This window comes from Puribacter membranae, from assembly GCF_055380425.1.
This window is the reverse complement of sequence record NZ_AP040167.1, coordinates 851,711-872,136: the sequence shown is the minus strand read 5'-3', so window position 1 is coordinate 872,136 and position 20,426 is coordinate 851,711. Positions and strand designations below refer to the sequence as shown.

Genomic DNA, 20,426 nt, shown 5'->3' with positions numbered 1-20,426 from the left:
CTCGCCTTTTTCTATGTGGCGTGATGTGATGGCAAAATCGTTCTCATGTATCATGTCGGCTATGAATTTTTTTGTGCTTTTCAACAACGGATAACAACATGCTAAAAATTTCGTGCGCCCAAATTCCCGCCCGCATAGGTGATTTTGACTTTAACCTGACGCAAATTTTGGAGGCGGCGGCCAGTGCGCAGCAGCAGGGCGCGCATATTTTGCTCACGCCGGAATTGTCGATTACCGGCTATTTGCCGGAGGATTTACTGATGCGTCCGGCGTTTCGCGCGGCGTCTGAGGCGGCGTTTGGCCGTTTGAGCGAAGCATTGGCGGCGTATCCCGATTTATATGTATTGGTCGGGATTCCCACATGGTTTACCCAAGGCGTGAAAACCAAATGCTATAACAGCGTGGTGGTGTTGCTCGGTGGGCGTGAAGTGCAGCGCATTCATAAGCAAAAATTACCCAATCAGTCGGTATTTGATGAATTGCGCTATTTCACCGTGGGGCCGAAACCCGAATTGACCGAAATTCACGGCGTGAAAATCGGTGTGCTGGTGTGTGAGGATGCGTGGCATCCCGAACCGGCGGCACATTTGAAAGAGCTCGGCGCAGAGGTCTTGATCGCGCTCAATGCTTCGCCGTTTCATGTGGAAAAAGTGGCGAAACGCCGCCGATTTTTCGGTGCGCGTGTGAATGAAACCGGCTTGCCGATTGTGTCGCTCAACCGCATTGGCGGGCAAGACGAATTGATTTTTGACGGTGCGTCGTTTGCCTTGCAACCGAATGGTGGCGAAGTCGAATTGGCGATGCAAATGCCGATGTTTGTGCCGGTGGTGCACGAGGTTGTATTTGATACGCAGAAAAAAACTTGGCACAAAGACATGATTATCGAGACACCGAGCGAGGAAGAAGAAGCCTACCGCGCGATGGTCATGGGTGTGCGCGACTATGTGCATACGACGGGATTCAAAAAAGTATGCCTCGGTTTGTCCGGCGGAGTTGATTCGGCTTTGGTACTGGCGGTGGCGGTGGATGCGCTGGGCGCGGAAAATGTACATGCCATCATGATGCCGACGCGCTACACGGCGCAAATGTCGCTGGATGATGCGAAGGACATGGCGCAGCGCGTCGGTGTGCGCTACGACGTGGTGGCGATTGAAGAAATGTTCAATCTGTACACGCAGATGCTCGCGCCGGTATTTGATGGCAAACCAGCCGATGTGACCGAGGAAAACCTACAAGCGCGTATCCGCGGCGTGATTCTCATGGCGGTGTCGAATAAACACGGCTCGCTGGTGCTCAATACGGGCAATAAATCCGAATTGGCGACCGGCTATTGCACACTGTATGGTGATATGGTCGGTGCGTATGCCGTGCTCAAGGATATTTATAAAACCTTTGTATACCGCATTTGCGACTGGCGCAATCAAACCGACGCATTTGGCGCGCGCGACATCATTCCGCACAATATCCTCACGCGTGCGCCATCGGCGGAATTGCGCGACAACCAAACCGATCAGGACAGTTTGCCGCCGTATGAGGTGCTGGACGATATTTTGCACCGCTATATTGAGCAGCGTCAGTCTGTGCGCAGCATCGTCGCCGCAGGGCATGATGAAGCGGTGGTCAAACGTGTGGCGCGTCTGGTGCGCATCAATGAATACAAACGCAAACAGGGCGCGCTCGGGCCGCGTATTACCACGCTGGCGTTTGGTAAAGACTGGCGGGTGCCGATTATGAACCAGTTCAGCGAATAACAAGCAGACCCTGCACTATTGCAAAAAACCGCCTCATTGACGAATGGACAATGAGGCGGTTTTTTACGGATTGACGTATTTTTTCATCATGTTTTCATTATTGGGCATCAAATGGCCTCATTTGGGTGCTTGAAAATGGTAGAAATTGTGTTAGACTTGCGCCGTACAAATGCCAAAAAGACGGATGTTTTTGCCTTAGAAAGCGTTTACAAATCGTTTTGGCTGTATGGTTTGATTTGATATCAGTACGATCCGGTACGAATGAATATGACATCACCTTGATTTGAATGGAGAGAGCAATGAAACAAGTAACAATGACTTGGGTTGGCGCGACATTGGTCGCATTGAGCTTGGCCGCGTGCGCGCCAAAGGCTGACAAACCGGCAGACAAACCAGCAGCGGCAGGCGGTGCTGCACCTGCTGCGGCTGCACCGTTGACCATTAAATTCGGTACGGATGCAACCTACGCACCATTTCAATTCACCAGCCCATCCGGTGATATCACAGGCTTTGACATTGATCTGGCCAAAGCGATGTGCGAAGAGTTGAAAGCCACCTGCACATTCCAAAACCAAGACTGGGACGGCATTATTCCAAGCCTGTTGGCGAAAAAATATGACGTGATCGCTTCATCCATGAACATCACCGAAGAGCGTAAAAAATCCGTGGCTTTCACCCAAAAAATCTGGAATGCACCGAATAAATTCGTAGCCAAAGCCGGTAGCACGCTGCAAACCACACCAGAAGGTCTGAAAGGCAAATTGCTGGGCGTGCAACAAGGCACGATTCAAGATGACTACGCCACCAAATATTTCAAAGATGCGGTGATCAAACGCTACAAAACTTTGGAAGCGGCACAAAAAGACTTGGTGAATAACCGCGTTGAAGTGGTGTTTGCCGACGGCGTGACTGTATCCGATGGTTTCTTGAAAACCCCTGCGGGCAAGGGCTTTGCTCAAGTGGGCGAGGACGTGCCAAGCTCGGCTGATCCGGCTATCTTGGGCGACGGTACCGGCTTTGCCGTGCGTAAAGAAGACACCGCCTTGTTGGCCAGCTTGAATAAAGCATTTGAAGCGATTCGCGCCAACGGTAAATATAACGAAATCGCGAAAAAATACTTCGATTTCGATATTTACGGCAAGTAATCGGCAGACTGTCAATCACCCCGCAAACGATGGATCATGCTGGCGGGGTTTTTTATCAAACAATCGTCGGTTGCTGTCATGGGAGTGGCTTGGGATGAGGCGCAATCATGCCGAATGATCCCAAACGCCCCGCTTTGAATCGAATCAATTAGTATAAAAGGCAAAGAGCCGAATTAGAACAATACCGGCTCCAGCCTGATTATCGTTAGTAGTCACACGACACAGCAAGGATGCTCAGATGGATACATCCAATATTGGCGTTATCTTTGAATATTTGCCACGCTTGTTTCAAGGGGCTTTGCTCACCTTGGCGGTGGCGGCAACCTCATTCTTTTTCTCTTTTGTCATCGGTATGATCGGCGCGCAGATGCGCCTGTCGCGCTTTGCGTGGGTGCGTGCGATTGCCTCGGCCTATTCATCGATTCTGCGCGGCGTGCCTGAGCTGGTCTGGATGTTATTGCTGTTTTTCGGCATCCAGATGTGGCTGAACCAATGGACCGAGTATTTGGGCTTTGGCCTGATCGAAATCAATCCGTTCACAGCAGGTGTTCTGGTGCTGTCGTTGATTTACGGCGCATATTTTACCGAAACCATACGCGGTGCGATCATGGCGATTCCGCCCGGGCAAATGGAAGCAGGCATGGCGTATGGCATGAGCGATTGGCAAATTTTGCGTCGCATCACGTTTCCGCTGATGATGCGTTTTGCCTTGCCCGGTATTCGCAACAACTGGCTGGCGCTCTCCAAAGCAACGGCTGTTGTGTCCATCATCGGTCTGGAGGATGTGGTGCGCATTGCGAACCAAGCCGGTGCGGCGGAGCATCAGTCTTTGCTGTTTAATTTGTGTGCGGCGGTGGCGTTTTTGTTGATTACCATCGCATCGTTGTATTTGTTCAAATACTTGGACAGAACCTATCGCAAAGGCATTGTGGAGGTACGCTATGAATAACGAACTGCTGGAGTTGTGGGGCAAATCGTTCGCGCAAGCCTTGGAAGGCTTGCCATTGACCCTCAGCTTGACCTTTGTATCGCTGTTAGTCGGCGGCTTGCTGGCTTTGCCTTTGTCGGTGATTCATTCTCGTAGAACGACATGGCAGGCCAAGTTGGTGCGCTTGTTCACCTTTTTCTTTACCGGCACGCCGCTGTTGGTACAGTTGTATATTTTTTATGATGGCTTCGGTGGTTTGGGCTGGGTGCAAAATCTGATGACCCAAGACGGTTTTGGCTTTTTGCGCGATGCGTATTTTTGGGTGTTGCTGGGTCTGACGTTGAATACGGCCGCGTACTCGACGATCATCTTCTCCGGTGCGATCAATAATACCGAGTATGGTGAAATCGAGGCGGGGCGCGCCTATGGTATGAGCTCGTTTCAGGTGATGCGTCACATTGTGCTGCCATCAAGCTTGCGTCGCGCTTTGCCTGCGTATAGCAATGAGGTGATTTTGATGTTGCAGGCAACCGCCTTGGCCTCCAGTTTCACGCTGTTTGAAATCACCGGTCAGGCGGTGCGTTTCAATTCGACGCATTATCAGCCGTTCGTGGCGTATATTCCGGCGGCTATCATGTACTTGATCATGACGTATATTTTGGTGCTGGTGTTCAAGGCGCTGGAAAAACGCTATTTGGCGCATTTGCGTCCACGTTCGCATTGATCGTTGTCTGAGAGAAAAGCTTATGAAAATTGAATATCATGCGCTGGATGGCACGTCATTGGGCACGACCCGTCATCTGACGGTCTTGCGCTTTGGCGAGCAAAACGCCGAGCAGAAAATTTATATTCAGGCGAGCTTGCATGCGGATGAATTGCCCGGCTCGTTGGTCGCCTATCATTTGCGCCCGCTGTTGGAGCAATTGGAGCAAGAAGGTCGCATCAAAGCGCACATCGTCCTCGTGCCGCTGTGCAATCCGATTGGCTTGGGGCAAACGCTGATGTACCATCAGTCGGGGCGCTTTGACCTGTTTACCGGACGCAATTTCAATCGTCTGACCAATTTCCCGCTGTATGAGCGCGTGCTGGCCAAATTAAAGGCAGACCCAAGTGTTTTGAGCAGCGATGGCAATGCGAATGTCAAAACCATTCGCGCACTGATGGCGCAGGAAATTGCGGCGTATCAATCGAATACCCAAGTGGACTTGCTGCAATCGACCTTGGTTGGTTTGGCTCATGATGCGGATGTGGTGTTGGATTTGCACTGCGATGAAAAAGCCGTGATGCACACCTATACACTACCGCAGTTGTGGCCGCAATTAGAGCCGCTGGCGCGTTATTTGCGCAGCGAATGCCAGATTCTGTCGGAAAACTCCGGCTCAAATGCTTTTGACGAATTTTTGTCCACCATTTGGCTGCGCTTGAGCCGCGAATTTCCGCAGGCGAATATTCCGCTGGCGTGCTTTAGCACCACCATTGAATTGCGGGGCGAAGGGGATTTGCAACACGAATGGGCGCAGACCGATGCGCAGGCGATTGTTCAGTATTTGGCGCATATCGGCGCGATTAAACTGGATGAGCAGGCGATTCAAGCCATGCCTGATTTGATTCGTGAGCCGAATCCATTGTCCGGTTTGAGCTATGTGCTGGCGCCATTGGCAGGGATTGCCGTGTATCGCGTCCATCCGGGCGACACGGTAACGCAAGGGCAAGTGGTGGCGGACATCATTGACCCGATTCATCAAATCTGCACGCCCGTCACCACGCCGACCGATGGATTTGTTTACGCGGTGCATCATGCCAACTTTGCCCAGCAGGGGACGACGTTGGTGAGCGTGTCCGGCGCGAAAGATTTGGGCTTGGGCGATGCCTTGGGGCCGTAAATATCAGAACTCAATCGAGATTGATTCAAAGCGATTAATACAGTCAACAAAAAAGAAATCAAAGGTAGAACACTATGAGCATGGAAAAATTAAAAGTCAGCGATATTCACAAACGCTATGGAGACAACGAAGTGCTGCGCGGCGTATCTTTGACCGCGAATGCGGGTGATGTGATCAGTATCATCGGTTCATCAGGCTCGGGCAAAAGTACCTTTTTGCGTTGCATCAATATGTTGGAAAAACCGAATCAAGGCACGATTGCGCTCAATGGCGAGGTGCTCAATCTCAAAGTGAGTAAAGCCGGAGAGTTGGTGGCGTCTGATGCCAAACAATTGCAACATTTTCGCAGCCGTCTGTCCATGGTGTTTCAGCACTTTAACCTGTGGCAGCACATGACCGTGTTGGAAAACCTGATCGAAGCTCCGATTCGCGTATTCGGCATGAGCAAAGCCGAGGCGACCGAGCGTGCGCGCCAATATCTGGCCAAAGTCGGCCTGCAAAATGCGGAGGACAAATACCCATCCTCCATGTCGGGCGGACAACAGCAGCGCGTCGCGATTGCACGCGCCTTGACAATGGAGCCGGAAGTCATATTGTTTGACGAGCCGACTTCTGCGCTGGATCCCGAGCTGGTTGGCGAGGTGCTCAAAGTCATGCGCGCACTGGCCGAAGAAGGCCGCACCATGGTGATTGTGACGCATGAAATGGGTTTTGCACGCGAAGTATCCAACCATTTGATTTTCTTGCACAAAGGCATGATTGAAGAGCAGGGCGATCCGCGGGTGATTTTGTCGCAACCGAAGTCCGAACGTTTGCAACAATTCCTGTCGGGGAATTTAAAGTAAGTGATTTCGGGAATGGAATAGAGAAAGGCGGTCAATTGACCGCTTTTTTATTTTCGCATCGCCGCAATATCGTGATGCTTGAGCGTGTAGCCCGTGTGTTTATAACTTTGCCAGCGGTCACGCGCTTTTTGTTTGGGCGCAGGTTCGTCAGGGACAATTTCGATCAACCGCTCAAACTGCGCGAAAAAGCTCGGTTGCGCGTCGGATAGATTGATCAATACCTGATGATGCGGCCAATGCTCGTGTTCACACGCGGTCAGGATAAAGGGAGCGACATCGTTCAGTGGTGCGTTGTTGTCCAACATCATCTCATGCGCCAAAAAGCCGTCGCTGCGCCACAGTGCTGTGCTCAGTGCGCTCAGGGTTTGCGCCGAGCCATAGACCACGGCGTTTTGGCCGCGTTGCTGTACTTTGAGTAATAAGCGTGCGACGTATTCGATGCGGTTGGGCGCGTTGCTGAAAAAATCAATTTGGGTCATGGCGTTTTTTACGGGTTCGTTGGCGGGTTTGATGAGAGGGCGCTATGAAGTGCGCCCCCACAAACAGTTATTTCAACAGATTATTTTGCGCGATTGAGCAGGAATTGACTCAATAACGGCACAGGTCGGCCGGTTGCGCCTTTGTTCGTACCGGATTTCCACGCTGTGCCTGCAATGTCCAAATGCGCCCAAGGGTATTTTTCGGTGAATTTGGACAGGAAGCACGCTGCGGTCACGCTGCCGGCCGGCATACCGCCGATATTGGCCAGATCAGCGAAGTTGGATTTGAGTTGTTCGCTGTAATCGGCGTCCAAAGGCATGCGCCATGCGGTGTCTTGCTGCGCTTTACCGGCGGTTTGCAGCTCTTGCGCGAGTTCTTCGTTATTGGCGAACAGACCTGTGTGGTGGTGACCCAATGCGACCACGCACGCACCGGTGAGTGTTGCCATATCAACCACGGCGGCGGGTTTGTAGCGTTCGGCATAGGTGAGGGCGTCGCACAAAATCAGGCGACCTTCGGCGTCGGTGTTAAGAATTTCAATGGTCAAACCGGCCATGGAGGTGATGATGTCGCCCGGCTTGTTGGCATTGCCCGCAGGCATGTTTTCGCAGGCGGCGATCAGGCCGACCACATTGATATTGGGTTTGAGCTCGCCCAGTACTTTGAATGTGCCTAAAACGGACGCTGCACCGCACATATCATATTTCATTTCGTCCATACCCGCGCCCGGTTTGAGCGAGATGCCGCCCGAATCGAAGGTGATGCCTTTGCCGACCAATACAGTCGGTGCGGCTTTAGCGGTGCTGCCCTTGTATTCGAGGATGATGAAGCGCGGCGGCTCGGTCGAGCCTTTGGCCACCGAGAGGAAGGAGTTCATTTTGAGCGCGGCGATTTGTTTGCGTTCCAAAACCTGTGCTTTGAAGCCGTATTCTTTGGCCAGTTGCTTGGCGATATTGCCTAAATGCGTCGGTGTCGCGTAGTTGGCCGGCATATTGCCTAATTGTTTGCTCAGTGCGGTGCCTTGGGCGATGGCGACGGCTTGGGCGAACTCTTGCTTTTGCTTGGCATTCGGGGTTTTTGCGGTCATCAATGTGATCACGCGTTTGGCGCTTTGTGCCGCTTTTTTGGCGTTTTGCTTGGCGTGCTCGCCCGTGTGCATGCCGTTCGGTGCTTCAAAGGTGTAGGCTGCATCGGCGGCGCATTGGATGAATTGATTGATCGCCTGCTGATCCAAATCTAAATTCTCGTCAATGTAGACGTAGGCTTGCTTGGTTTCGTACTGCTGACAGTATTGGGTGATCGCTTGTGCGGCGGTTTTGGCTGCTTTTTCACGTTTCTTACCCACGCCGAGGACGATGAATTGGCTGTGGCTGGCGTGGTCGATGATGCCGATTTGCTGGCCGCTGGCGGCGGTGAAATGCTCGGCGGCGATGGCGGTATTGAGCGCGCTTTGTACGGATTCAGGTAGCAATTGCAGGGTGTTTGCGTCCAGAGCCGCTTGGGATTGTTCATTTTGCAGTGCGACGACGAAAATGCAGTTCAGCTGTTTTTTTGAGCCTTTCGGCAAAGAGGCGGCTTTGATCTGAAATATCATGGTGTTTTTCCTGTAAAATAAAGCTTTTGAATAATAAGCGCGCGCTGTTCCAAGTTTGGTGCATAAGCGTTTGGTTTGCATATTTATCGTGCCGCGCGCAATGGCGTTATTATAGTTCAGTACGCGTTTTATTTTTGGATAGGTTTCCCCATGATTTTTCAACGCTCGATTTTGCGGGAAAAAATCACGTTAACGGCGGTTATTTTCTTCACCTTGTTCACGATTTTGACCGTGTTCTTTTTGGTGCGCTCGCTCAATGACGTCAATCAAGGCAAAATCTCAGTGGATGTGCTGCTCCAGTATTTGCTGGTGGTGTCGCTGGGTTATTTTCCGCTGATTATGGTGGCGACGGTGATGATTGCGCTCATCAGTACGATTGCGCGTATCTATAAAGATTCGGAAATGGTGGTGTGGCAAACTTCGGGTGCGAGCCATTGGGCGATTTTCCGTCCGGTGTGGATGCTGGTGCTGCCGATGTTTGGCTTTTTGCTGTTTATGAACGCGGTGATGCTGCCGTGGACGAATCAGAAAATGTCGGCGTTTCGAACCGATAATGTGGTCAGTCAATTGAATTTGGTCAAAAGCGGCTCGTTTCAAACCACCAGAAGCGGTGAGCGCACGGTATTCGTTGGTCAGGTGAAAACCGGTGTATTGCCAGAGTTTGAGCAGATTTTCGTCGCACAGCAACAAACGGATAAAAATCTGACGGTGATTGCGCAGTCAGCCAAAATGCAGGAGAGCGCCGATGGTCGCTCGTTTTTGATTTTGGAAAACGGTCGTCAATATTTGTTGGAGCAGGAGAAAGAGCAAGTGAGCAGCATGCGTTTTGGGCGCTATGGTTTGTCACTGGAGGATTTGATTAAGGTGGATGTGGGTGCGATCAAAGAAAAACCGGTCGATCAGATGTTCACCAATGAGCTATTGGACAAAGGTGGCGCAGCGGCAATGAGTGAGCTGTATCGGCGTTTTTCTGATGCGTTCATGATTATTCCGGCGGCGATTTTTGCCGTGGTGCTCGGTTATGTGCGGCCGCGTTCGCCCAAAACCTGGGGCGTGCTGATGGGAATTTTGATTCTGATGATTTATCTGAATGTGATTAAGATCGGCGAGAGCAATATTTCGCGTGGCGAATGGCGTTTTTCGCGTGGCTTGCTGCTGGTGCATGGTGGCTTTTTGGCTTTGAGTTTGTTGGCGCTGTGGTATCGCTTCAATTCATGGCGGCTGCCGAATTTTTCTCTGGGCAGTCTATTACAGAAAAAGCAGGATTGAGCGGGGTTGATGGGTATGAATTTGGCTGTTAAAACCTTTTATCGTGAAATTTTGCTGTCGATTTTGGCGGTTCTTCTGGGCTTTTTCCTCGTGTTGGTCACGATGGATGGTTTGGAAGAGATGAAGAATTTGGGCGAGCATGATTACACTTGGCGCACCTTGATCTCCGTGGTGCTGTTGCGCTCGCCGGATTATGTGTATCGTTTGCTGCCGATTTGTACTTTGATCGGCGGGGTATTGGCGCTGTCAAACATGGCTGCGCGCTCGGAGTTGATCGCGTGGCGTGCCTCGGGTCTGAGCGTCAGACACATGGTTGGCATCATCATGAGTATGGGCGCGGTGTTGGCGGTGGTGGTGATTTTGGTCGGTGAGGCAGGTATTGCCAATGCGGATCAATGGGCGCGCAGCATCAAGAACAAAGCCTTGCATTCGGATTCGTATTTTAAAAATGCCGGTGGTTTTTGGAGTCGCCAGATTTTGGATCAGAACGCCAGCCGAATGATCAACGTGCGTACGGTGGTGAATGGCGACACCTTGCAGGATGTGCGTCTGTACGAATTGACGCCGGACTTTGCGCTCAAAAGCGTTACTTACGCCAAAACCGCACAGGAGACCGAGAAGCCCGGACAATGGCTACTCAAAGAGGTACATCAATACGATTTGAGTCTGAGTGAGAACGGTGTGGTCGCAGGCAAAAGCGAGCAAAAATTAGATGAGCAAACGGTCAATTTGGGGGACAACACCTTGTCCACCATCCGTTATCAGGGGCAGTCGTTCGTTGGTCTGCCGCTCATGCAGTTAAGCCAGCGGATTGACAGTTTGCAATCGACTGGTCAGCGCTCGCGTGATTTTGAACTCGGTTTTTGGCAAAAGCTGTTTTACCCGCTGAGTATGCTGACCATGCTTTTGCTCGCTTTGCCGTTTGCCTTTATGCAGACGCGCAAAGGCGGCGTGGGCGTGCGTGTGGTGACGGGGATTTTCTTAGGGCTGCTGTTCTTTATTCTGAGCGCCTTGGTGCAGTTTTTGGGGCCGCTGCTGACGTACTCGCCGGTGCTGATTGCGGCGGCGCCGACCGTATTGTTTTTGGTCATTGCCATGATTTGGCTGTGGCGTGTGACTCGAGTGGTATAGCCATCATCGATGAAGGAATGGACTATGAATATCAATTTGCAACAACTGCGCTATGTGCGCGAAATCGTGCGACAGGATTTTAACCTGACCCGTGCGTCGGAAGTGCTGTTTACCTCGCAACCGGGCGTCTCCAAAACCATTTTGGATTTGGAATCGAGCTTGGGCTTTGACTTGTTTGAACGTCATGGCAAACGCATTCGTGGCCTGACCAAAGAAGGCACGATTTTATTGCCGCAGTTGGAACGCATTTTGCAGGAAATGGATGGGTTCAAGGATTTGGTGTACGAATGTAAAAACCCGAAATTTGGCCGTTTGACCATCGCTACCACGCACACGCAGGCGCGCTATGTGCTGCCGCAGGTGATTGCGAAATTCCGTGAAAAATACCCTGATGTGCGTCTGTCCTTGATCGAAGGCGCGCCGTCGCAAATTGCGCAAATGGTGTTGCACGACCATGCCGACATCGCCGTGGCAACCGAACGTTTGGCCGCGACCGAGGGCTTGGATTCGCAAGCATGCTACGAATGGACGCATCAATTGCTCTTTCCGGCGAATCATCCGCTGGTCAATAAGAGCAAGCCGAAAATCAGCGATATTGCCGAATACCCGATCATTACCTACGAACCTGCCTTTGCGGGGCGGGCGAAAATCGACAAGGCATTCATTGATGCACATATGCGCGCCGATGTCGTGCTCGAAGCGGTGGATGCCGACGTAATCAAAACCTATGTTGAGCTGGGTTTGGGCGTTGGCATACTCGCGGGCATGGCCTTGAATGAGGCGGAATGCGAGCAAAAAGGTCTGATCAAACGCGATGCGGGCTATTTGTTTGGTAAGAATACCACCTATGCCAGCGTGAAAATCGACCGATTTTTGCGCGAATACGAGCGCTATTTCATCGAGCTGCTCACTCAGCGCAACCCTCAAAGGGATACCCAAAGGAACACGAAATAAGTTATGGCTTCACACAAAACCCAATTCATTGCCCCGAAATCCGACAATCAGCGACTGGCGCATCTGTGCGGCACGCTGGACGAAAATCTACGGCAGATTGAGCAGGCGTACAACGCCACCATCAGCCGACGCGGTGGCAAATTCACCATCAGCGCGGCCAGTGGTCAGCGTGCGCAAGAGGTCGCTCAGGCCTTGGCGTATTTTTACGATTTGGCCGGACGCGAATTGTCGATTGACGATGTGCAGCTGGGCATCGTGCAGTTGCAGGCAGGCTTTGCCAACAAACGCCATGCGAGCACGGACGAGCAGCGCGCCGATGCGCGTCTGCTGATTCATGCTTCGCGTGCGAAAGTAGACGACGATGAGGCGCGTTTGCCGAGCCACGCGCTCAATCCGAACTTGCCGGTATTGGAAGACGCGGGACCGGTGCTGTATACCCGCCGACCGGATTTGCAGGCACGCACACCGCGCCAAAAAATCTATCTGGAAAATATCCTCTCGCACGACATCACCTTTGGCACGGGGCCTGCGGGTACGGGCAAAACCTATCTGGCCGTGGCTTGCGCCGTGGATGCGCTGGAGCGCGATATGGTCAAGCGCATTGTACTGACGCGTCCGGCGGTGGAGGCGGGCGAGCGTTTGGGCTTTTTACCTGGTGATTTGACGCAGAAAGTCGATCCGTATTTGCGCCCGTTGTACGATGCTTTGTACGATTTAATGGGCTTTGACAAGGTACAAAAACTGTTTGAAAAGCAAATGATCGAAATCGCGCCGCTCGCGTATATGCGCGGACGCACGCTCAATCACGCCTTCATCATCTTGGACGAAGCGCAAAACACCACACCCGAGCAGATGAAAATGTTCCTCACGCGCATCGGCTTTGGCGCGCGAGCGGTGGTAACGGGCGACCCGTCGCAGTTGGATTTGCCACGCGGGATGAAGTCCGGTTTGGCCGATGCGGTACAAACCCTGCAAAAGGTCAAAGGCATTGCGTTTTCGGAATTCACCTCGGCCGACGTGGTGCGCCATCCGCTGGTGGCGCGCATTGTCGATGCGTATGAAGCGCGAGATAAAGCTCGCGCCAAAGAAGAGGCGCGTTTGGCGAAATTGGCCAAGCTGGAAGCCGAGGTTCAAACGCGTTCAGGCAAATAAAGGACTCGGATATGGACACTAAGCGAAGAAACTGGTTGAAATTGTGCTTGGCGATCATGGCGAGCACTCCTGTTTGGGCATGCGCCATGAGTGAGACGAGCAATCCAACATCAAAGGCCAATGGAAAGAAAAAAGTCATCGTCGTTGGCGCGGGCTTAGCGGGCTTGGCCGCAGCGCGCAGTCTGCACCAAGCCGGTTATGCGGTGCAGATACTCGAAGCGCGCGAGCGCGTTGGCGGGCGTACGCATACCAGCCATCATTGGCCGGACATGCCGCTGGACTTGGGTGCGTCGTGGATACACGGCGTTCAAGGCAATCCGATCACGGATTTGGCGAAACAAATACAGGCAAAAACCATCAGCACTTCGGTGGAGAGTGCGCGGGTTTTTTATGCCAAGGATGCGGCGCTACAAAACGACGATCATTATGATGCTGCCGAAGAGTTGATCGAGATGGCGATCGATGCGGCGCGTGAAGCGGATGACGATGTTTCGATACGCGCGGCAGTCAATGCGTATTTAAGCAATAAACGAATTACCTCTGCGATGGCGCAGCAAATTGAGTTTTTGCTCAACTCCACATTGGAGCAGGAGTATTCCGGCTCGGTGGAGCAATTATCGGCACAATATTTTGACGAAGATCAGTCGTTCAGTGGCGCGGATGTGGTGTTTGAACAGGGCTATCAAACCATCGTGCAGCATTTGTCGCAAGGCTTGACGATTTTAACCAACCATGTCGTGGACACAATCGAGCATACCGATGCGGGTGTGACGGTTGGATTGCGCGGACAAAAGGCACTCAAAGCGGATGCGGTGGTGGTGACCGTGCCTTTGGGCGTGCTTCAGGCGGAAAAAATTGCTTTTAGCCCGTCGCTACCCGAAGCGAAACAGCAGGCGATACGCAGCTTGGGCATGGGGGTTTTGAATAAAGTTTATCTGCGTTTTGATCGAATTCATTGGCAACCGAAGTCGGTTTGGCTCGAATGGGTGTCCAATCAGACAGGGCAGTGGAGCGAATGGGTGGATTTCGCGCATGCCGCGAAAATCCCTGTGTTATTAGGCTTTAACGCGGCCGATTATGGGCGCGCGATCGAGCGTAAAAGCAATGACGAGATTGTTCGGGAAGCGATGAATGTCGTGCGGCAGATGCTGGGCAGCGAGATACCGAATCCAATCGACGCGCAAATTACCCGCTGGGCGCAGGATGAATACAGCTTTGGTTCCTATTCGTTCAATGCACTGGGCATGGCGGAGGATGCGCGCGATGCGCTGGCGCAGCCGATCGCGCAGCGCGTGTATTTCGCCGGCGAAGCGACGCACAAACATTATTTTGGTACGACGCATGGAGCCTATTTGAGCGGCGTGCGTGCCGCGCAGATGATTATTCAGCCCACTTAATGACAGGATTTGTATGGCAAAACTCTCTTTATCCGTTCAATACGCCGATGCCAGCCACGATTGGATGGCGGATTTGCCCCGACCGCTGTTGCGCCGTTGGGTTAAAGCCGCGTTGCAGCAAGATGCGCGTTTGACCCTGCGCTTTGTCGATGAGGCGGAAGGGCGCGCCTTGAACAAAGAGTTTCGCGGTAAAGATTACGCCACCAATGTATTGACCTTTGCTTACAACGACAGCGATGATTTTGAGGACTTGCCCGAAGAGGTGCGCGCGCAGTTGGCCGAGGAAATGGGTGAAGATCAGCTTATCGAGGCGGACATCATTTTCTGCGGTGCGGTATTGGCGCGCGAAGCGCAGGAGCAGGGCAAAACGGTGGTTGCACACGCCGCACATCTGGTGGTACACGGCGTGCTGCATGCGCAAGGCTTTGATCACATGGACGATGACGAAGCCGAGCTGATGGAGGATTTGGAACGCCAGATTTTGGCGCGTTTGGGTTTTGATGACCCGTATGAGCAAGGGCATCGTTTGACCTGATGCGTGATTCGTAGAACATCATGATGATATTTTGAGACAAAGAGCGGCATGAGTAACAGTACTTTTTTACAAACTTATTTGAATACCTTGGCGGCGCATGGCTATACGCCGGATTTTGCGCAGGAAGCAGCGGCCAAACGCTTGCAACAATGCGAAGACGAATGGACTGAGTACAAAGCGAAACGGGCGAATAAATTGACCCGCTTCTTTACCAAACCACAGATTCCGAAGGGCGTGTATTTTTGGGGTGGCGTGGGGCGCGGCAAAAGCATGCTGATGGATACCTACTATGAGCAAAGTCCGGTTCAGCGCAAAATTCGCATTCACTTTCACGAGTTCATGCACGGTGTGCACCGCGAATTGGAAACGCTCAAAGGGCAATCCGACCCGTTGGAAGAGGTGGCCAAACGTGTGGCGGAGCGCTACCGCTTGATTTGCTTTGACGAATTTCATGTGTCCGACATTGCCGACGCAATGATTTTGCACCGTTTGCTCGATGGTTTGGTGCGCAACGGCGTGGGCTTTGTCATGACTTCGAACTACAAGCCCGATGATTTGTATCCGAATGGTTTGCACCGCGATCGGATTTTGCCGGCGATCGAGTTGATTAAGCGCGTGACCGATGTGGTCAACGTGGATGCAGGGATTGACTATCGCCGCCGTACTTTGACCCGGGCGCAGACTTATTATTCGCCCAACGATGACGCAGCAGAAAAAGCCTTGAGTGACTTGTTTCATCGGCTCAGCTCACACAATGAAGGGCAGGTGCTGCACATCAATCACCGTGAAATCAAGGCCAAAGCCTACGCCGGTTCTGTGGCGTGGTTTGACTTTTCCGAGTTGTGCGTGACCGCGCGCTCGCAGACCGATTATCTGGAATTGATTCGTTTGTTTGACACGATTTTGTTGTCGAATGTGCCGGTCATGACGCCGGCGATGGCGTCACAGGCGCGTCGCTTCACCTGGCTGATTGATGTGATGTATGACCACAATGTAAAGCTATTTATCAGTGCCGAGGCACCGGCCGAGGCGCTGTACACTGAGGGACAGATGGCGAATGAGTTTTTCCGCACGGTATCGCGTCTGGTCGAGATGCAGTCGAAGGAGTATCTGGAGCGAGATGTGATTGAGGTAAAGGATTTGTAATTAGTGTCTTCGTATTCGAGTCTTAGATAGAAAAAACCAGCGAAATGATACAAACATTCGCTGGTTTTTTGTGCCTGATGGCAAGTCAAATGATGGCATTGATTACGCTTTTGGCGCGCCGTCACCGCCTTTGACTTTGTTGGTCACGTCTTCGGCCAAATCTTTGGCGTGCTCAGCGGCATTGCTGGCAACGGTTTTGGCTGATTCGAATGCTTGGCCTGCTTTTTCGCTGGCAGTGGAAGCGACTTCAGACAATTTGTCACCCGCTTGGTCTGCGAATTCTTTCGCAGTTTTCAAGGCTTCATCGGCTTTGACCGATGCGGCTGATGCGACTTCGGTTAGTTTATCACCGGCTTGATCGGCGAATTCTTTTGCTTCTTCCAGTGCGTCTTCGGCTAAATCTTTGGCTTTGTCAGCAGCGTGTTCGGCTTTTTCTGCCAATTCTTCACCGACTTCTTTGGCTTCGCTAACGGCTTTTTCTACAATGTTTTTAACTGAGTCAAAAATTCCCATGGTGTTTACTCCTGTGTTGATTTGTGTGAATCGGATGATGATTTTTGATTATACTGAATTCTGTACGCTCGTGCTGATCTTGTGCTTATATTGCTGAGCCTTTAGTTTAATGGCAGTGTCCAAATTTTGTAGGCGATGCTCCACATAATCAGACCGATGGCGGATTCTAAAATCATCCAGGTGATGGATTTTTTAAAGAGTGGTGTGAGGATGCGGGCGCCATAACCCAAGCTGAAAAACCAGAAAAACGAGCCGAATGCTGCGCCGGTTGCGAATGTGTAGTGTAGAGGTTTGTACTGTGCGCTGATGGAGCCGAGCAACAAAAAGGTGTCTAAATAGACATGCGGATTGAGGAAGGTGAAGCCCAAGCAGGTCAACACAGCACTTTTCAGCCCGATGTTTTGGTTCAAAGGCGTATTATCGCTGCCTGCTTTGGCGTGATGAAAGGCGTTGTAAAACGCTTTTGCGCCGTAATAGAGCAAAAAGGCGACGCCAAACCATTTGACCACCTGCAATGCGAGGCTGTGCTGGCCGAGCGCAAAGCCGACGAAAGTCGTGCCCAAGAAAATCAATATCGCATCGGATAAAGCGCAAATTAACGCCACGGCAAATACATGCTGACGCAACAAGCCGAGCTTGAGCACGAAGGCGTTTTGCGCGCCGATAGGGAGAATTAAACTCAGACCGGTTAAAAAACCAGCCAGCAGAGCATGCGTCATGGTGACTTTCCGGATTAAACCTTATCTTTTGCGCTCAAAAATGCATCGGAGTAGAACGATGATTCGGGCAATTGATGCTGCGTGGTGTACAACTTATGCGCCAAGCGCACCACCACCGGTGCACCGCAGGCGTACACTTCGTGCATACTCATATTGGGATAATCGGCGGCCACGGCTTGATGAATAAAACCGATGCGTCCATCCCATTGATCCTCCGGCTCGGCATCCGAAATCACCGGTGTGTATTTGAAATTCGGAATCTCTCTCGCCCATTGCTCAGCCAATTCGTTCATATACAAATCTTTTGGACGGCGCACGCCCCAGTAAAAATGAATCGGACGGCTAATGCCTTTGGCCTGCATTCCTTCGATAATGGCCTTGAGCGGCGCAAAACCTGTACCGGAAGCGATAAAAATCATCGGTGCGCCGGATTGCTCATTCAGATAAAACGTACCGTGCGGGCCTTCCAAACGCAGAATATCGCGCTCCTTCACCGAGCTGAACAACTGGTCAGTGAAAACGCCGCCGGCCATGTGACGAATATGCAGTTCCAAGGTTTTTTGTTCCAAACGCGGGGCGCAGGCCATCGAATAGCTGCGGTGCGAACCATCGCGCAGAATCACGTCAATATATTGACCGGGATGGAATTCAAACTGATCATTCGCCGGCAATTGCAATTGCACGATCATCACATCATCCGTTGCACGGGTCATCTCGATGATGCGTGAGGGCAGTTTGCGCACAGGAAATGCGCCTTCGCTGGCAATTGCAATCTCGATTGTCGCGTCCGAGCTTACGGTGGTTTTGCAGGTAATCAGCATACCTTTTTGGTAATCATCCGGCGTCATCGCATTGTTCATGCCAATATCCACATCGCCGCAGACATATTTTGCCTTGCATGAGCCGCATGCGCCATCTTTACAGCCGTAGGGCAACACGACGTTGGCGCGCAATGCGGCTTCTAAAATGGTTTCGTTGTCTTCAATCGGGAAGGTGGTTTGAGACGGCAGAACGGTAATGGTATTAGACATAATAAGAGCGATCCATACGAAAAATAATGGCGGATTGTATCATAGGGCGCTTAAGAAAGGATTAGGGAAGTGCTCAATGAAATAGTGCGATCAATTGCCCGAGTAAAATAGTAAGTTAATGGGTTTATGCAACAAAATAAGTAATATTTATTGATATTTCCGGCAAAAATAGACAAAAACACGAATAGACAATCGGCTCGGATCGAAATAATGATAGAATTACTTTCTGAATTTGACGCACTATTTGTTAAATAGTGACTGTTTATTATAAAAGAGGCGACTATGCGCGTAGAAAAAAAAGCCAGTAAAACCTTGGACAAGATTGATCGTAAAATTTTAACCATTTTGCAAAACGACGGACGGATTGTCATGACCGATTTGGCCGAACAGGTCGGTTTGTCACTGACACCATGTATTGAGCGCGTTCGTCGATTGGAGCGCAGCGGCATTATTTTGGGCTATTACGCCCGCCTTAACCCTCAGGAGTTGGGCGCGAGCCTGCTGGTATTTGTCGAAATCAGTTTGCGCGATATGGCCAATGGCAAATTTGAAGAGTTCCGCCGTTCGGTTTTGGAAGTGGAACAGGTACAAGAATGTCATCTGGTATCGGGCGATTTTGACTACTTGATTAAAGCGCGTATCCGCGAGATGAGCGAATACCGTCAATTATTGGACGTATTGCTTCGACTGCCGGGTGTGGCGAATTCGAAAAGCTATGTGGTCATGGAAGAGGTCAAAGAGACCTTGGCTTTGGCCTTGGGCGTTTAATGATTATTCGGTGTATAATTTAAACTTGCTTAAAAAACAGTTTGCGCTGTATAATTAAACGTTTATGACGTGGCTCATGGGTGTGATGAGTCGGTCAAAATAACCAATTAACGTAACAATTTTAGTTAATGTCGGTTCGTGCGAGCCGATGAATTTGAAGGGTAAATAAAAATGGTAGTAATTCGTTTGGCTCGTGGCGGCTCTAAAAAACGTCCTTTTTACAACATCGTAGCGGCTGATTCTCGCAACCGTCGTGACGGTCGTTATATCGAACGCGTGGGTTTCTACAATCCATTGGCGGCAGAAGGCGTTGAAGGCTTGCGCATTGAGCAAGAGCGTTTGGCTCACTGGCAAAGCGTTGGCGCTCAATTGAGCCCAGCAGTTGCGCGTTTGGTCAAATCTGCAAAATAATACCGCTCGCTTGAGTCGGTCACTCGATCATTGTAAAGCCACTGTCTATGTCAACGTTCGTTCCAAAGAAAAAACGTGCCACAGAGCAAACGCTTTTAGATCAGGCTCAAGCGACGCGCGATTCAGCCGAACAACCACATGATTTGATAGTGGTCGGCCGGATCGGTACCGCATACGGTATCAAAGGATGGGCGAAAATCCATCCTTTTTCGCATTCTCCCGATGCGTTGCTGCATGCCAAACGCTGGTGGATCGCGCCCTATATCCCTGAGCAAGCAGTCAAGCAGGCGCAGTGGCAAGTGGTTTCCCCGTCACAATTAAAGCCGCATGCTGATGCTTGGGTTGGGGTGTGCACTGAATGGGCGGATCGCACTCAGGTGGAGCGACTCAAAGGTTGGCAAATTGCCATTGCGCGCGCCGATTTCCCGCAAACCGATGAAGGCGAATTTTACTGGGTTGATTTGCTGGGTGCGCAGGTGATTAATCAAGATCAGGTGGTTCTGGGTGAAGTCGTTGGCTTTCTTGAAAATGCCGCACACACCGTATTGACTGTTCGCGCTCAAGATTCGTCTGAAAAGCAAAAGCCGGTAGAGTATTTGATTCCTTTTGTTTCAGCTTTTGTCGGTGAAGTGGATTTGCTCGCCACGCCAAAAACTATTGCAGTGACTTGGGATGTGGCGGCCACCGCATAAATGATTGATTAATCAATTATTTTTAGTTGATAGACTCAAAAATTTTCTCGCTGCTTGAGTAGTACACTCTTGACTGCTCCAT

Annotated in this window: 21 protein-coding genes; 16 read left to right on the top strand and 5 right to left on the bottom strand. The window is 51.3% G+C overall.

Going from position 1 to position 20,426, the window contains the following annotated elements; all coding sequences use genetic code 11:
• The first annotated feature begins 98 nt into the window (after positions 1-98).
• The 6 genes from ACZ41M_RS04295 to ACZ41M_RS04270 all read left to right on the top strand — a co-directional run bounded on the left by ACZ41M_RS04295 (position 99) and on the right by ACZ41M_RS04270 (position 6,552).
• Complete coding sequence (locus tag ACZ41M_RS04295) at positions 99-1,751, top strand: NAD+ synthase (RefSeq protein WP_464730152.1); 1,653 nt, start codon at positions 99-101, stop codon at positions 1,749-1,751.
• 299 nt (positions 1,752-2,050) lie between these two features.
• The gene (locus tag ACZ41M_RS04290; RefSeq protein ID WP_464730153.1) at positions 2,051-2,896 is read left to right on the top strand and encodes a transporter substrate-binding domain-containing protein; all 846 of its coding nucleotides are present in this window, start codon (positions 2,051-2,053) and stop codon (positions 2,894-2,896) included.
• A gap of 238 nt (positions 2,897-3,134) precedes the next feature.
• Complete coding sequence (locus tag ACZ41M_RS04285) at positions 3,135-3,845, top strand: ABC transporter permease (protein WP_464730154.1); 711 nt, start codon at positions 3,135-3,137, stop codon at positions 3,843-3,845.
• Complete coding sequence (locus tag ACZ41M_RS04280) at positions 3,838-4,548, top strand: ABC transporter permease (RefSeq protein WP_464730155.1); 711 nt, start codon at positions 3,838-3,840, stop codon at positions 4,546-4,548. The genes ACZ41M_RS04285 and ACZ41M_RS04280 overlap by 8 nt, the downstream gene beginning before the upstream one ends.
• 22 nt (positions 4,549-4,570) lie before the next feature.
• Complete coding sequence (locus ACZ41M_RS04275; RefSeq protein WP_464730156.1) at positions 4,571-5,707, top strand: succinylglutamate desuccinylase/aspartoacylase family protein; 1,137 nt, start codon at positions 4,571-4,573, stop codon at positions 5,705-5,707.
• Positions 5,708-5,787: 80 nt separating this feature from the next.
• Complete coding sequence (locus ACZ41M_RS04270; protein WP_464732121.1) at positions 5,788-6,552, top strand: ABC transporter ATP-binding protein; 765 nt, start codon at positions 5,788-5,790, stop codon at positions 6,550-6,552.
• Positions 6,553-6,599: 47 nt separating this feature from the next.
• On the opposite strand, the gene ACZ41M_RS04265 is transcribed toward ACZ41M_RS04270, so the two are convergent.
• Together ACZ41M_RS04265 and ACZ41M_RS04260 are read right to left on the bottom strand one after the other, a co-directional pair.
• A complete protein-coding gene (locus ACZ41M_RS04265) occupies positions 6,600-7,031 on the bottom strand; it encodes a DNA polymerase III subunit chi (protein ID WP_464730157.1) in 432 nt (143 codons plus the stop codon).
• Between the two features lie 80 nt (positions 7,032-7,111).
• Positions 7,112-8,626, bottom strand: coding sequence for a leucyl aminopeptidase (locus ACZ41M_RS04260; protein WP_464737481.1), 1,515 nt, complete (start codon positions 8,624-8,626; stop codon positions 7,112-7,114).
• Positions 8,627-8,776: 150 nt separating this feature from the next.
• On the opposite strand from ACZ41M_RS04260, the gene lptF reads away from it, so the two are divergent.
• From lptF to zapE, 7 genes are all read left to right on the top strand, one after another.
• Complete coding sequence (lptF, locus tag ACZ41M_RS04255) at positions 8,777-9,895, top strand: LPS export ABC transporter permease LptF (RefSeq protein ID WP_464730159.1); 1,119 nt, start codon at positions 8,777-8,779, stop codon at positions 9,893-9,895.
• Positions 9,896-9,910: 15 nt separating this feature from the next.
• Positions 9,911-11,026, top strand: a complete 1,116-nt coding sequence (gene lptG, locus ACZ41M_RS04250; protein ID WP_464730160.1) for an LPS export ABC transporter permease LptG — start codon at positions 9,911-9,913, stop codon at positions 11,024-11,026.
• Between the two features lie 24 nt (positions 11,027-11,050).
• Positions 11,051-11,980 (top strand): LysR substrate-binding domain-containing protein, encoded by a 930-nt coding sequence (locus ACZ41M_RS04245; RefSeq protein WP_464730161.1) that lies wholly within the window; start codon positions 11,051-11,053, stop codon positions 11,978-11,980.
• Between the two features lie 3 nt (positions 11,981-11,983).
• Positions 11,984-13,132: a PhoH family protein gene (locus ACZ41M_RS04240; RefSeq protein WP_464730162.1), complete on the top strand. Its 1,149-nt coding sequence runs from the start codon at positions 11,984-11,986 to the stop codon at positions 13,130-13,132.
• An 86-nt stretch (positions 13,133-13,218) separates the two neighbouring features.
• On the top strand, positions 13,219-14,529 hold the full coding sequence (locus ACZ41M_RS04235; RefSeq protein ID WP_464730163.1) for a flavin monoamine oxidase family protein: 1,311 nt from the start codon (positions 13,219-13,221) through the stop codon (positions 14,527-14,529).
• Positions 14,530-14,542: 13 nt separating this feature from the next.
• Positions 14,543-15,064, top strand: a complete 522-nt coding sequence (gene ybeY / locus ACZ41M_RS04230; RefSeq protein ID WP_464730164.1) for an rRNA maturation RNase YbeY — start codon at positions 14,543-14,545, stop codon at positions 15,062-15,064.
• Between the two features lie 48 nt (positions 15,065-15,112).
• Positions 15,113-16,210 (top strand): cell division protein ZapE, encoded by a 1,098-nt coding sequence (zapE, locus tag ACZ41M_RS04225; protein WP_464730165.1) that lies wholly within the window; start codon positions 15,113-15,115, stop codon positions 16,208-16,210.
• Between the two features lie 102 nt (positions 16,211-16,312).
• Here zapE and ACZ41M_RS04220 read toward each other — a convergent pair whose 3' ends face one another.
• The 3 genes from ACZ41M_RS04220 to ACZ41M_RS04210 form a co-directional block, all read right to left on the bottom strand.
• A complete protein-coding gene (locus ACZ41M_RS04220; protein ID WP_464730166.1) occupies positions 16,313-16,723 on the bottom strand; it encodes a hypothetical protein in 411 nt (136 codons plus the stop codon).
• Between the two features lie 101 nt (positions 16,724-16,824).
• Positions 16,825-17,442: a LysE/ArgO family amino acid transporter gene (locus ACZ41M_RS04215; protein WP_464730167.1), complete on the bottom strand. Its 618-nt coding sequence runs from the start codon at positions 17,440-17,442 to the stop codon at positions 16,825-16,827.
• Between the two features lie 14 nt (positions 17,443-17,456).
• The gene (locus ACZ41M_RS04210) at positions 17,457-18,473 is read right to left on the bottom strand and encodes a CDP-6-deoxy-delta-3,4-glucoseen reductase (protein WP_464730168.1); all 1,017 of its coding nucleotides are present in this window, start codon (positions 18,471-18,473) and stop codon (positions 17,457-17,459) included.
• Positions 18,474-18,755: 282 nt separating this feature from the next.
• Here ACZ41M_RS04210 and ACZ41M_RS04205 point away from each other — a divergent pair, with 282 nt between their 5' ends.
• From ACZ41M_RS04205 to rimM, 3 genes are all read left to right on the top strand, one after another.
• On the top strand, positions 18,756-19,241 hold the full coding sequence (locus tag ACZ41M_RS04205; RefSeq protein ID WP_464730169.1) for an Lrp/AsnC ligand binding domain-containing protein: 486 nt from the start codon (positions 18,756-18,758) through the stop codon (positions 19,239-19,241).
• Positions 19,242-19,412: 171 nt separating this feature from the next.
• Positions 19,413-19,652 (top strand): 30S ribosomal protein S16, encoded by a 240-nt coding sequence (gene rpsP / locus ACZ41M_RS04200; RefSeq protein ID WP_464730170.1) that lies wholly within the window; start codon positions 19,413-19,415, stop codon positions 19,650-19,652.
• 47 nt (positions 19,653-19,699) lie between these two features.
• Complete coding sequence (gene rimM, locus ACZ41M_RS04195) at positions 19,700-20,344, top strand: ribosome maturation factor RimM (protein ID WP_464730171.1); 645 nt, start codon at positions 19,700-19,702, stop codon at positions 20,342-20,344.
• The last annotated feature ends 82 nt before the right edge of the window (positions 20,345-20,426 follow it).

What these genes read in the sequence shown, in the direction of transcription:
- ACZ41M_RS04295 (WP_464730152.1), top strand. Translation starts at nt 99, where the DNA reads ATGCTAAAAATTTCGTGCGCCCAAATTCCCGCCCGCATAGGTGATTTT.
- ACZ41M_RS04290 (WP_464730153.1), top strand. Translation starts at nt 2,051, where the DNA reads ATGAAACAAGTAACAATGACTTGGGTTGGCGCGACATTGGTCGCATTG.
- ACZ41M_RS04285 (WP_464730154.1), top strand. Translation starts at nt 3,135, where the DNA reads ATGGATACATCCAATATTGGCGTTATCTTTGAATATTTGCCACGCTTG.
- ACZ41M_RS04280 (WP_464730155.1), top strand. Translation starts at nt 3,838, where the DNA reads ATGAATAACGAACTGCTGGAGTTGTGGGGCAAATCGTTCGCGCAAGCC.
- ACZ41M_RS04275 (WP_464730156.1), top strand. Translation starts at nt 4,571, where the DNA reads ATGAAAATTGAATATCATGCGCTGGATGGCACGTCATTGGGCACGACC.
- ACZ41M_RS04270 (WP_464732121.1), top strand. Translation starts at nt 5,788, where the DNA reads ATGGAAAAATTAAAAGTCAGCGATATTCACAAACGCTATGGAGACAAC.
- ACZ41M_RS04265 (WP_464730157.1), bottom strand. Translation starts at nt 7,031, where the DNA reads ATGACCCAAATTGATTTTTTCAGCAACGCGCCCAACCGCATCGAATAC.
- ACZ41M_RS04260 (WP_464737481.1), bottom strand. Translation starts at nt 8,626, where the DNA reads ATGATATTTCAGATCAAAGCCGCCTCTTTGCCGAAAGGCTCAAAAAAA.
- lptF (WP_464730159.1), top strand. Translation starts at nt 8,777, where the DNA reads ATGATTTTTCAACGCTCGATTTTGCGGGAAAAAATCACGTTAACGGCG.
- lptG (WP_464730160.1), top strand. Translation starts at nt 9,911, where the DNA reads ATGAATTTGGCTGTTAAAACCTTTTATCGTGAAATTTTGCTGTCGATT.
- ACZ41M_RS04245 (WP_464730161.1), top strand. Translation starts at nt 11,051, where the DNA reads ATGAATATCAATTTGCAACAACTGCGCTATGTGCGCGAAATCGTGCGA.
- ACZ41M_RS04240 (WP_464730162.1), top strand. Translation starts at nt 11,984, where the DNA reads ATGGCTTCACACAAAACCCAATTCATTGCCCCGAAATCCGACAATCAG.
- ACZ41M_RS04235 (WP_464730163.1), top strand. Translation starts at nt 13,219, where the DNA reads ATGAGTGAGACGAGCAATCCAACATCAAAGGCCAATGGAAAGAAAAAA.
- ybeY (WP_464730164.1), top strand. Translation starts at nt 14,543, where the DNA reads ATGGCAAAACTCTCTTTATCCGTTCAATACGCCGATGCCAGCCACGAT.
- zapE (WP_464730165.1), top strand. Translation starts at nt 15,113, where the DNA reads ATGAGTAACAGTACTTTTTTACAAACTTATTTGAATACCTTGGCGGCG.
- ACZ41M_RS04220 (WP_464730166.1), bottom strand. Translation starts at nt 16,723, where the DNA reads ATGGGAATTTTTGACTCAGTTAAAAACATTGTAGAAAAAGCCGTTAGC.
- ACZ41M_RS04215 (WP_464730167.1), bottom strand. Translation starts at nt 17,442, where the DNA reads ATGACGCATGCTCTGCTGGCTGGTTTTTTAACCGGTCTGAGTTTAATT.
- ACZ41M_RS04210 (WP_464730168.1), bottom strand. Translation starts at nt 18,473, where the DNA reads ATGTCTAATACCATTACCGTTCTGCCGTCTCAAACCACCTTCCCGATT.
- ACZ41M_RS04205 (WP_464730169.1), top strand. Translation starts at nt 18,756, where the DNA reads ATGCGCGTAGAAAAAAAAGCCAGTAAAACCTTGGACAAGATTGATCGT.
- rpsP (WP_464730170.1), top strand. Translation starts at nt 19,413, where the DNA reads ATGGTAGTAATTCGTTTGGCTCGTGGCGGCTCTAAAAAACGTCCTTTT.
- rimM (WP_464730171.1), top strand. Translation starts at nt 19,700, where the DNA reads ATGTCAACGTTCGTTCCAAAGAAAAAACGTGCCACAGAGCAAACGCTT.